This is a genomic window from Bifidobacterium sp. POST2/T3 (B1) (assembly GCF_058197115.1).
In genome coordinates, this window is record NZ_JBVPQK010000069.1 from 1 (window position 1) to 11783 (window position 11783).

At 59.6% G+C, this 11783-nt stretch carries 10 protein-coding genes, 1 tRNA gene and 1 pseudogene; 2 read left to right on the forward strand and 10 right to left on the reverse strand.

The features are described from left to right. Window positions 1–426, forward strand: a pseudogene (locus AC0AP0_RS04960) (acetate kinase); the annotation flags it as partial. 148 nt (window positions 427–574) lie between these two features. Here the strand turns inward: AC0AP0_RS04960 and hisN are convergent. Together hisN and aroA are read right to left on the reverse strand one after the other, a co-directional pair. Continuing rightward, a complete protein-coding gene (hisN, locus tag AC0AP0_RS04965; RefSeq protein WP_490429565.1) occupies window positions 575–1375 on the reverse strand; it encodes a histidinol-phosphatase in 801 nt (266 codons plus the stop codon). A 32-nt stretch (window positions 1376–1407) separates the two neighbouring features. Further along, window positions 1408–2763 (reverse strand): 3-phosphoshikimate 1-carboxyvinyltransferase, encoded by a 1356-nt coding sequence (gene aroA, locus AC0AP0_RS04970; RefSeq protein WP_490429573.1) that lies wholly within the window; start codon window positions 2761–2763, stop codon window positions 1408–1410. Between the two features lie 118 nt (window positions 2764–2881). Between aroA and AC0AP0_RS04975 the strand changes: the two genes are divergently transcribed. Beyond that, a tRNA-Pro gene (locus AC0AP0_RS04975) sits at window positions 2882–2955 on the forward strand. On the opposite strand, the gene AC0AP0_RS04980 is transcribed toward AC0AP0_RS04975, so the two are convergent. The 8 genes from AC0AP0_RS04980 to AC0AP0_RS05015 all read right to left on the reverse strand — a co-directional run. Beyond that, window positions 2947–4224 carry an MFS transporter gene (locus AC0AP0_RS04980; RefSeq protein WP_490429566.1) on the reverse strand — a complete coding sequence of 426 codons (1278 nt, stop codon included), beginning with the start codon at window positions 4222–4224 and terminating at the stop codon, window positions 2947–2949. The genes AC0AP0_RS04975 and AC0AP0_RS04980 overlap by 9 nt on opposite strands. 13 nt (window positions 4225–4237) lie before the next feature. Continuing rightward, window positions 4238–4933, reverse strand: coding sequence for an ABC transporter permease (locus tag AC0AP0_RS04985; RefSeq protein WP_490429567.1), 696 nt, complete (start codon window positions 4931–4933; stop codon window positions 4238–4240). 1 nt (window position 4934) lies between these two features. Further along, entirely contained in the window at window positions 4935–5666 is a 732-nt protein-coding gene (locus tag AC0AP0_RS04990) for an ABC transporter ATP-binding protein (RefSeq protein WP_490429568.1), read from the reverse strand. Between the two features lie 99 nt (window positions 5667–5765). Further along, the gene (locus tag AC0AP0_RS04995; protein WP_490429569.1) at window positions 5766–6497 is read right to left on the reverse strand and encodes a TetR/AcrR family transcriptional regulator; all 732 of its coding nucleotides are present in this window, start codon (window positions 6495–6497) and stop codon (window positions 5766–5768) included. A gap of 125 nt (window positions 6498–6622) precedes the next feature. Further along, entirely contained in the window at window positions 6623–7306 is a 684-nt protein-coding gene (locus AC0AP0_RS05000; protein WP_490429570.1) for an NUDIX hydrolase, read from the reverse strand. 35 nt (window positions 7307–7341) lie between these two features. Beyond that, a complete protein-coding gene (locus tag AC0AP0_RS05005) occupies window positions 7342–8259 on the reverse strand; it encodes a Nif3-like dinuclear metal center hexameric protein (RefSeq protein ID WP_490429571.1) in 918 nt (305 codons plus the stop codon). Window positions 8260–8307: 48 nt separating this feature from the next. Next, window positions 8308–11202 carry a DNA polymerase I gene (gene polA, locus AC0AP0_RS05010; RefSeq protein ID WP_198208461.1) on the reverse strand — a complete coding sequence of 965 codons (2895 nt, stop codon included), beginning with the start codon at window positions 11200–11202 and terminating at the stop codon, window positions 8308–8310. A gap of 8 nt (window positions 11203–11210) precedes the next feature. Further along, window positions 11211–11783: ANTAR domain-containing response regulator (locus tag AC0AP0_RS05015; protein WP_490429572.1), on the reverse strand; the 573-nt coding region annotated here is incomplete at its 5' end.

Genomic DNA, 11783 nt, shown 5'->3' on the forward strand with positions numbered 1-11783 from the left:
TTCAACAAGCGCTCCGGCATGACCGGCCTGACCGGCCATGGCGACATGCGCGAGGTCCACAAGCTGATCGCCGAGGGCGATGAGGATGCCAAGCTGGCCCTTGACATCTATATCCACCGCATCGTCGGCTACATCGGCAACTACACGGCCCAGATGGGCGGCCTGGATGCCATCACCTTCACAGCCGGCGTGGGCGAGAACGATGAGATCGTGCGTCGCCGGGTCGTCGAACAGCTGGAGCCCTTCGGCGTGAAGCTGGACCAGGAGAAGAACGACCAGCGGTCCAAGGAGGCCCGGATCATCTCCACCCCCGACAGCACGGTCGCCGTCTGCGTCATCCCCACCAACGAGGAGCTCTCCATCGCCCGCCAGGCAGAGGTCGTCGCCAGCCAGGGCGATGCCTACGGCAACAAGTTCCGGGCCTGACCTTTGACCGGACTTGTCCTCTCAATCTCACTAATTGGTTGAAGGATAGATGATTGTGATTGAGTCTTGGTTCTAAGAACTTGGTCTTAAGAACGAAGAAGGTCGGTGACCACAGTAATGTATGTGGTCACCGACCTTCTTGTATATGTCAATCCCCCAGGGCCGCCAAGGCCTCCTCGTGCAGAAGACCATTGCTGGCAAGGCCATTGCCACCCCAAGGACCCGGGTTGCCTGCCAAGTCAGTGAAGCTGCCCCCTGCCTCGGTCACGATGGGGACCAACGCACCCATGTCATAGAGGTCAAGCTCCGGCTCTGCCGCCAGATCGATAGCCCCCTGAGCCAAGAGCATGTATTGCCAGAAGTCGCCGAAACCACGCAGGCGCCAGATCCGATCGGTCAAGTCAAGAAGCCGCTCCCGACGTCCTATGGCTTTCCACCCAGTCAGCGACGATATGGACATGGAGGCGTCTTCCATCCGGTTCACATTTGATACGTGGATGGCCCTGGGGGCTTCGCCCTGACGCGCCATGTAGGCTCCCTGACCCCGCGCGGCATACCAACGGGTGCCCAGCATGGGGGCCGATACCGTGCCGACCACCATCTGATGGTCTACCTCCAAGCCAATCAGAGTCGCCCAGACGGGGACTCCGCGCACATAGTTCTTGGTCCCGTCAATCGGATCGATAATCCAACGCCTGCCGTTGGACTCCTGCTTTCCCAACTCCTCGGCATAGATGGTATCGTTGGGCCTTGCTCGGGCCAAAACGCGACGAATCACTGCCTCCGCCTCTTTGTCAGCCTGGGTGACCGGGGTATTGTCCGCCTTGCATTCCACCTTAAGATCTGGCGACTTGAAGTAGCCCACGGTGACCTGATCGGCCTGATCGGCCATGGCGATGGCCAGATCCAGATCCTCCTGCCAGGTCTGCCTTTCATCCTCGATGCTCATAACACGGCTCCTTTCGCTTGAATCGCTCTGGTTCAGCCTTGAACCTCGCCTGCCAGCATTCGCTTCCACATACCCGGGAAGTCAGGCATGGTCTTGGCCGTGGTACCGATGTTGCGCACCCGGATGCCGGGTATCTTAAGACCAATCATGGCGGCGAAAGTAGCCATGCGATGGTCGGCATAGGTCTCCATGACGGCCCCGTGCATACGCTGAGTCGGCACAGGCTCAATGGCCAGGCCATCATCCAGTTCGCGGGCTCGACCTCCTATTCTGGTGATTTCCGCGGCCAGCGCCTTCAGCCGGTTGGTCTCATGACCACGCAGGTGGCCGATGCCGTGCAGGCGACTGGGCCTGTCCGCAAAAACCAGGATGGCTGCAATAGATGGCACAATCTCCCCCGCGGGAGACAGATCGAAGTCGCCGAGTCCATGGATGGCTTCCGCGCTGGTCACCCTACAGGTGGCGCTACCCTGACCGTCGGGAACCATGTCTACCTTCGCGCCCATGGTCTCCAAATACTTGGGCAGCAAGCCGCCTGGCTGTGTTGTCCGATCTGGCCAGTTGGGCACGCTGACTTGTCCGCCACCTATCAGGGCCGCTCCCAGGAAGGGGGCCGCATTCGACAGGTCGGGCTCCACCTGGATCTGATCAGGCAGCTGCGTCCCAGCAGATCCCCTGCCTTCAACACTCCACCTGCAACGGTCGAGATTGGCCTGAACCTGGACTCCGGCCTGACGCAGATCCTCAACAGTCATGGCGATGTGCGGAAGACTAGGAAGATGCTGACCAGAGTGAACGATGGTCATAGTGCCATCAGCCCTAGCAGCCAGGAGCAGGAGGCCGGAAATGAACTGCGAGGATGCCGAGGAGTCTATGGTCACCTCCCTGCCTACCAGGCGGTCCGGCGGTGTGAGCACAAAGGGCAGGAAACCTTCCTGGCCCAGGTAATCTATCTTGGCTCCCAACTGGGTCAGGCCGTCCAACAGGGGCCTCATAGGTCGCCGATAGGCCTGCTGGTCCCCGTCGAAGTGTGTGGGACCATCAGCCAGCATGGCCAGACCCGGCACGAAACGCATAACGGTTCCAGCCAGTCCGCATTCTACCCGGGCGCCGCCACGGAAACGTCCCCCTGCCGGTGGAGCAACTGCCACTTCTGTGGGACTGTTCGGGTCAACCCGACAGCTCACGCCAAGGGCCTCCAGAGCCTGAATCATCAGGTCCGTATCACGTGACCTGAGTAGACCAGTCAACCTGACAGGGCAACTTCCCAGGGCTGCCAGAATCAGATACCTGTTCGAAAGGGACTTGCTCCCCGGTATGGTCACCGTTGCATCCAAGGGGCCACCCGCCTGCGGCGCCGCCCATGTCTCTTCCACTGTCATGGTCACCATGGTAACCGCAGGCGCAGAGCTGTTCCTGCTCCCTGCTCACCCCTAGAGGTCCAGTGGGGACCCGACCCTGTGCTATATTGATACATTGTGCCCATACGGTGATACTGATGGGCGCCGGGCTATAGCGCAGCTTGGTAGCGCGCCTGCTTTGGGTGCAGGATGTCGCCGGTTCAAATCCGGCTAGCCCGACTTTTGCTTTTGTCCCATGTCGGGAGTCGGATCCTTGGCATTCATGCCCAGCAATCCTGTAAGGAGAATCGTCAGAGCCAGAAGGCCCGTCAGACTCGCATAAATCGACATGGTGATGGCGATGCCGACCAGATTTCCCAGCGTTAGAAAAATCATCTGCCCCAGAGGCGCCCCTATCATCATGACAGTCTGTACCACTCCCATAGTTGCAGCCAGGTGGTCCTCGCCCACTGTGCTGATGAGCATGGTCATGAACCGAGGGTTGATCTTGCCCAAAAGATAGTTCATGACCAGGAGCGGGAGGAACAGCAGGGCAGGAATGTGCAGCCATACCAGGTTGATCCCTACCATGGCGGCTGCGGCCATGACTCCGGTCAGCAAATGGGCCATGGGCAGCCGCCTGAGCGGATCTGCGGCAAGGAGTGCGCCAAGGATTAGTCCAAGCGAGGAGATGCCGTTGATTACGGCTATGGTTGTGCCGTAGCTTCCCCACCAGACCTCGGGCATGGAAATCAGCCCCAGATTGAGCAGGGGCTGCAGAGTCGTCCCCAGAAGGTTGACCAGACAGCCGAAGCCCACCATCAGGACCAGGAATGTAGAGCTGCGAAACTCCCCCAAGGCCATACGGAGGCTGGAGGACAGGCCCACATGCTTGCCCACAGGTGAACCATTGCCTGTGACCTCCGCCCTGGCGAATGCCTTATAGCCAATGGCCACCAAAATTCCCGCCAGCAGAAAGGTGGCAGCATTGATCAGCGCGAATACAGCGAATCTGTTGCCCAGGATAGCGATCAACACCGCACCTCCGCCTGCACTGATTACAGCCGCGACATTGGATGCAGCGGAAGTGATCGAGGTCGCCTGGTGGAGCTGGTCTGGCTGGACCAGGTGTTTGAGGACCGGCATCCACAGACTGCCCGCATATCCCTCCAGCATGGAAGATGTCATGTCCATGGCTACCAGCAGCAGAAAGACGGGCAAACTCTTGGACCTGCCGATTGTTATGGCCATAGCCAGGTAAATACACACCTGAATCAGCTTGATCACCACTTGCATCCGTGTCTTGTGCACGGTCCTGTCGGCCAAGTATCCGGTCAGGATGGCCGTCAGAGTTGGCGCCACCCAGGCCATTGAAGCTATGAGTCCGGCAAAGGGCATGGTCTGGGCATAGACGATGAAGACGATGTTGAAGAGCTCGCCCCCGACCGTATTAAACAGACTGGCCAGAACCATGGTCACGAAAGGCTTGTTCTTCAGAAGTTCCTGCATGGTCGGCAGCCGTTCAGGGCAGTTCGATCTTCATGAGAGTCCGGTGAAGCAACCACCAGGCCGGCAGGGACGTCAGAAAGATGATAAGAAGTACCAACGCAGACAGTAGTGGGGAAAGGGAGAGCAGGTTGCCCACCAAAGCGTCCAGCAGGAGCAGGACCCCAAACATGATTGGCAGCGAGCGCTTCCAGAAGCCCAAGGAAAGGGCGATGCCGACCAGCCCTACCAGTCCCGCGAGACTGGTGACCAGCATGAAGAGAACCTGTCCGAACAGGCTGCCTGGCGAACCCTTTCCGAGTGAACCCACAAGACGGTCGACCAGCAGCAAGACGGTCAGGGTAACGGCCGTCCCCGCGAGATAGGACAGGGCCGTGAAGAAGCCGACGAACTCCAGTTTGGCCAGCAGGATTCGTTCCCGCGAGATGGGACACGACAGGGTGAGTGTCAGATTCCTCCCTGTATAGGGTTCGATGAAGACCAGGTTGCAGAGGGCAGCGGCCACCAAAGAGAAACCTACCAGAAGGATGACCATGGCCATCTGCAACACGAAAGCCAGACTGGACAGCCGAGGATCAGACCGCCCGCTCGTGTGGCCAATGGCCAGGAACATGCCTCCCAGGGCCAAGGATGCGGCCACCACTGCCAGTCCTGCGAAAATGCAGGGCCATAGTCTCGTCTTTTTCAGCTCCAATTGCAGCAGCGTCTTCATATCAGCCCTCCATAGCATTGATCAGGGTCTGTTCGGCGGCCTCTTGGCCCTTATTGAGGAGCTCAGAGACGCTGGCCCGCAGACTTACCCTGCCGTCCGCCACCACCATCACGCGGTCGGCAGTGTGCAGCACCTCGGAGAGGATGTGGCTGGAAAAGAGGACCGCACTGCCTTGGGCAGCCAGACTTCGCAGGCTGTTTCGCAGCTGTCCGATGGCCACAGGATCCAATCCGTTGAGCGGCTCGTCCAGTAGGTAAAGGTCAGGATGATGGCCCATGCATCTTGCCAGGGCCAGCCTCTGCCTCATGCCCATGGAATATCTGCCAACAGGCGTGGTTGAATCGGCAGTCAATCCGACGTTCTCCAAGAGTTGGCTGATTCCGGCGAAATCAACGGCTCTATGCTCCCCGCTTGCCAACGCATGGTAGGACAGGTCGATCTCCAGGTTCTGCCTGGCACTGAGGGACTCATAAAACACGGGCTCGTTGATGGACACCCCCATCCTTGCCAAACTGCCCGGGTAGCCTTTGCTGAGAGGTTTCTCCAGAAAACGGACCTGTCCGCCGGCAGGTCTCTGCATTCCAGTCAGAATCTTCAACAGCGTGGACTTGCCAGCTCCGTTGGCTCCCAACAGGCCCAGAATCTCGCCCTGCTCCAATGACAGGTCCAGCCCAGCCAGCACCTCCCTGCCTTCAAACACTTGGACGATACCGTCCGCCTCCAGAACTTTCATGAAACTCCTTTCAAAAATACCAATGGTATGTTTAGCGGAAACAAAACCATTCACCCGTTGAGTACCCGAATCTTGCCAATCGCCAGAGCCCTCTAGGCCCTATGAGATCTCTCGGCTCAGAGAGGCCTCGTGATCCTGATCCTGGTCGAATTTCTCCTGAGTGGACTCCCCACCGGTGGCAGTCAGTGGATTGCTCTTTAGATGCGCATGCAAGTGTACGGCTGCGCGAATGACCCGATCATCTATGACCGGTGCCCCGATCCCCTTGAGCATATCGGCCAACAGAGTAAACTTGGAAACCACTTGGTCCCGAGTCATGGTCGAGAACCGGATCCCTATCCACATGTTGAGCAGGATATAGAGCACCTGGGCCAGATCCTCGGGATTGCAGGAGGCAATGGAGCCGTCCTCCACGCCTTCACGAACGTAGGGAGTGATCACGTCCACAATCCTGTCCATGGATTTCAAGTACATCTCCCCGACCATGCGGGGGCTCTTCAACAAGGTTCTGGCTGAAAAGGTCACATCGAGACGCGAGTAAGCCGACAGGGAGGCAATCAGCTCGTTGCGCAGTTTGTCCAGGCCAGTTTTTCCGGGCCATTCCCCCAGCCAGTCCTCCTGGGATGAGGACGAAGCCATGCGCTCAGTGACCGCATGGAAAATGGCCGTCTTGGAAGGAAAATGATAGTAGACAGCTCCCTTGGTCATGCCACCCAGACCATCGACAATGTCCTGAATGCTGGTTCCGTCGTAGCCCTTTTCCAGGAAGAGCCGCTGGGCTACATCAAGGATCTGATTGCGATGTCCTTCGGGATCCTTCGGCGTGCCCATGCGGTGCTCCCCTTCCTGTCAGTGCATCAATGCCTGACCATCCTGGTCTGACCATCTTGTCCGACAAAAGCTATCATACCACTGGTATGTTCTGCTTGACCAATCATGAACTTTATGCCTCGATATCAATCCTTCTGCAGACGACGGATGGCCTCGCGCTGAATGGCAACCACCGCCTTGGCATCGGCGACTCCTGCTGCGCAGAGCTCCTGCCAGGAGACCCAGGCCGACTGGATGTGCTCGCCCGGGTCGAAGTCGGTTGGCCCCTGATGCCAGCGACGCAAATGCAGGACCACGATGTGTCCGAGCTCGTCACTCATGCCTAGGGAGGAGTAGACATCGGGAGCGGCATCAATCCAGCCGTTGTCCGGATCCAGATGGCTTTCTGAGCCCGGAGCACCCTCAGGCCCGGGTACCAAACCGGTCTCCTCGCGCAGCTCGCGCAGGACGGCCTTGACAGGGCTCTCACCCGGGTCGATGAAGCCGGCTGGCAGGCCGAATACGTAGGCCTGGGCGCCCACCCGGTACTCACGGGTCAGCAGATAGGCATCGGCAGTGCAGTCGTGCACCAGCATGACCACGCAGGGGGCGTGACGGATGAGCTGTCTGCCGATGATCTCCTTAGAACCGTCACGCCTGAACATGGCCACCTGCTGTTGGTCGATAACGAATATCGGGCCGCGGAAGACCTCCCTATCATCTATCAGCTCGGGTACACGGTCCATATCGATGCCCTTGGGCCCCTGGCCATCCCGGTCGGCCAGTCTGGCGGCCAATCGTGCCTGCAGATCCTGTGCTTCACCGCTCATGCAATCATTCCTCCTCAATCATCAACCCCCAGCCGTCAGCGCACCACCATGGTCCAAGGGTCGGTGACGATCGATGAGACCTCCACCTGTGGACGAACACCAGTAGCCATCTCCAGGGCCCGGGCAATGTCTCCCTTGGCGTAGCGGAACCAGAGACTTTCGATGGCCGAGTGCGGGGTGTTGATCAGCATGGGTCTGGGCTGATTCGGACGACCCGCCATCCGGGCCTCATAAAGGGCCTGCTGGTAGGCATCCGTGGCAGGATGATGGCGCAAATCGCTGGTGATGTAGACATCTGCCCCCGTGGACCGGACCAGGTCGAACTCGGAGTCCCCAGAGCCGGGCAGCAGGGCGACCGTGGAAACCATGGCCTCGGGCACACCGACCGCCTGAACACCCAGAGCCGTCTTGGGCAGGAGGTCCGCCATGGTATGGACCAAATCCTCAAATGGTGTGGGCTTAGGAAGCCGTCCCCAACGACCCAGGCCTACCTGGATCCCCTGATCAGCGTGTAAATCGCGTTTAGAGACCGACTGAGGAGCCAGTGGTCTCGCCTCCTGCAGGTCAAGAACATCGGCAGCGGCCTGGGCCACGCCACGGTAAGCAGCATCAGCGTTGGTATGCCCAACCCAGAGCCCACAACGGCCCTCAATCAGCCTGGTTATCATATCCCCGCGGAAATCCTGGCCGGAAACCTGGTGGACCGACCTGAAGAAGAGCGGATGGTGGGTGATCAGCAGGTCGGCCTTGTGGTCAAGAGCCTCCTGAACCACATCGGGCCGAGGGTCTACGGCGCACCAAATCCGCCTGACCGGCCAGGACGGATCCCCCGCCACCAGACCCGGATAATCCCAGTCCTCTGCGTATTCCAAGGGGTAAAGCCCCTCCAGCAGATCCACAACCTGGCCCAGGGACACCGAAGGCCTCTGAACCTCATCTTGCCCATCAGACATAACGATCCCTCCTCGGATCCTGCTGGGCCCAAGCCACCCCATGTTAGTTCAGTGAGCGGCTAGCTCCCAATCCTGGCCAATGCCGGTGGACACATCCAGGGGCACGGCCAATTCAACGGCATGTTCCATGGAATCCTTGACCAGTTTGGTGGCCTTGTCGGTCTCTCCGGGAGCGATCTCCACCAGCAATTCATCGTGGATCTGCAGGGAGATTCGGCTCTTCAGCCCCTGATCGGACAAGGCACGGCTGGCCTTGATCATGGCGATTTTCATGATATCGGCAGCTGACCCCTGGATGGGCGCGTTCAGAGCAGCCCTCTCGGCGGCTTCGCGGGTGGGACGGCGCTTGGAACGCAGCCCTGGGAAGTAGCGCCGCCGACCGAACATGGTCTCGGTGTAACCCTTCTCACGGGCATCGGCCACCAGGGACTCCAAGTACTCATGGACCTTGCCGAAGGTGGCGAAGTACTTGGCGCGCAGCACATCAGCCGCGGCCGGGCTGATCTTGAGTTGCTGGGCCAGGCCATAGGTGCTCAGCCCATAGGCCAGCCCATAGCTCATGGCCTTCACATGGGAGCGCTGGTCCCCGGTGACCTCCTCCATGGGGATGTCGTAGACCAGGCTGGCCACGTACCGGTGGAAGTCAGCGCCAGACTTGAAGGCATCGATCAAGGCCTGGTCCCCGGAAAGATGGGCCATGATCCGCAGCTCCACCTGGGAGTAGTCCGAGGAAAGCAGCGCCTCGTACCCGCTGCCAGGCACGAAGGCCGAACGAATCTCACGCCCACGGGCATCCCGGTTGGGAATGTTCTGCAAGTTGGGATCAACCGAGCTCAACCGGCCAGTGGCGGCCACGGTCTGCTCATAGGTGGTGTGCAGCCGTCCATCCCGGGGATTGACAGCCTCGCGCAGGGTTTGCACGATCTGCTTGAGCTTGTTGGTCTCCCTGTGCTTGAGGAGCGCACCCAGGAAGTCGTTGGCCCGTTCGTTGTTGACCGACTTTATATACAAGTCCTGCAGGACCGAGACGTTGGTGGAATAGGAACCGGTCTTAGTCCTATGGGTGGGCACCAGGCCCATATCATCAAAGAGCACCTTGCTAAGCTGCTTGGGGCTCTGCAGGTTGACACGGCTGCCGGCCTTATCCCAAGCGATTTCCTGAGCCTGACGGGCCTCTGCAGCGAACCGGTCGTGCATCTCCTTCAGGCGGGCATCGTCCACCTTGGCGCCCTCGGTCTCCATCTGCGCCAGGACTGCGGAGGTGGGCAGCTCTATGGTGCGGAGCAGCCCGTACTGATGACGCTCGTCCATAAGTTCCTGCAGGCGCTCGGAAACCATCATAACGTATTGCGCCTGACGAAGAATCCGAGTCCCCCGCCGACGCTCGTCCTCATCCTCTCGCCCGTCAAGGGCCAGGGCCCCCTGTGTGGCTTCAGGCTCCTCCTCTACGGGGATGGCCAGGAAGTGGGCTACGGCCTGTTCCAGATTGTCAGCATGGAAATCAGGCTCAGCCAAATAGCCTGCCAGCTTGGTATCGAACAGGGGCAGGGACATGTGCAGTCCCTGGCTCTCCAAGAAGTGCAGATGCTCCTTGTAACCATGGACCACGCAGGTCCCAATCCGCTGGTCAATCAGCTCCTGGATGGCTTCACGCATGGCTTCGTCAATGTCTTCCGCCATAAGGACCAGGCCGTGGCCATCCATGGAGAGAATAGCCAGTTCCTCCAGGCCGTAGTCGCCGTGCTTGGCCCAGCCGATAGCGTGAAGAACCCAGTGCTCTTTCATGGCTTCACTGCAGCGCATGGCATTCTGGTCGGAGTCTCCGATGTCTTTGATTTGGTCCAGGGCATCGGCCATGGCCTTGACATGGTCTGCCGAGCGCCGGCAGAGGGCCTTATCCGGCAGATGCTTCTCACACCAGTCCCGCAGCTGGTCGGCGGACTCCGCCTTATCACGCTCGGGCTGCGTGAACTCCTCTTGCTTGTTGCTGACATCCACCAGCGCTGAAGCTGGAGAGTAATCGTAATCGGCAACCGTGTTGAATCCGCGCAGGATCTTCTTGCGGGTCTGCGGGCCGAACTGCAGCTGCTCAAAGATGGGCAGAACCTGATCCGTATGGATGGTGCCGAAACGCAGATCCTCCACCTTCACGCCCAGATCCAGGTCGCGCACCAGGGCATTGACCTTCCGGTTGAGCCGCACCTGGTCGGCATTCTCCGCCAATGCCTGGCCCTTCTTGCCGCCTATTTCGTCAGCGTGTTCCAGAATGGAATCCAACGATCCGTACTTGTTGATCCACTTGGCGGCATAGCCGTCGCCCACACCCGGCACGCCAGGGATGTTGTCGGCCCCCTCGCCGCGCATGGCGGCCAGATCCGGATACTGCTCTGGGGTCACCTTGTAGCGATCCATGATGGCCTGGGGCGTCATGTGCTTGAGGTTCTTGAAGTGGTGGCCTGGGTAGAGCACGGTGATGTCGTCGTCCACTAGCTGAAAGGCATCCCTGTCCCCCGACAGGACCAGGGTCTTGAACCCGGCCTGCTCCCCCATGGTGGCCAGCGTGCCGATGATATCGTCGCCCTCGTAACCGGGCTTTTCGATATAGGTGATGCCCAGGCCCTTAAGCAGGTCCTGGATCAGAGGCAACTGGCTCAGCAGTTCCTTGGGAGCGGCTTCACGGGTGCCCTTGTATTGGGGCAACATTGCGTTGCGGAAGGTGCCGCCCTTGACGTCAAAGGCCACGCCCATGTGAGTGGGCTTCTCTTTGGCCATTACATCCGCCAGCATGGTGGCAAAGCCCCATACCGCGTTGGTGGGTTGCCCCGTCGAGGTAGTGAAGCTCTCGACGGGAAGGGCATAGAAGGCCCGGAAGGCCAGCGAATGTCCATCGACGACCAGCAGGGTGCGGCCGTCCTTGTCCTGCTCCTTCGTCTGGTCTTCCATAAGAATGACTAACGATCGTTCTGATTGGCCACGTTGTTGATGACCACGTCGGCCACCTCCTGCATGGTCAGCCTGCGGTCCATGGATGTCTTCTGGATCCAGCGGAAGGCCTCAGACTCGGTCATGCCCATGCTCTCCATGAGCAGGCCCTTGGCCCTGTCCACCCGCTTCCGGGCTTCGAAACGGGCCTTCATGTCGGTTACCTCGTCCTTCAGGGCGTTGATCTGATCGAAGCGTGAAATGGCCACCTCAAGGGCCGGAAGCAGCTTTTCCGGAGCAAAGGGCTTGACCACATAGGCCATAGCCCCAGCATCAGCCGCCTTCTCGACCAGACTCTGCTGAGAAAACGCCGTCAGCATAACCACCGGCGCCAGATTCTCCTTGCCGATCTCAGTGGCGGCGGTAATGCCGTCGGTACCGGGCATCTTCACGTCCATAACGACTACATCGGGTCTCAGCTCACGAGTCAGATCAATGGCCTCCTGGCCGCTGGCTGCCTGGCCGACCACGTCATAGCCGGCATCCTCGAGAGCTTCGACGGTATCGAGCCTGATCAAAGCCTCATCTTCCGCCACAACCAC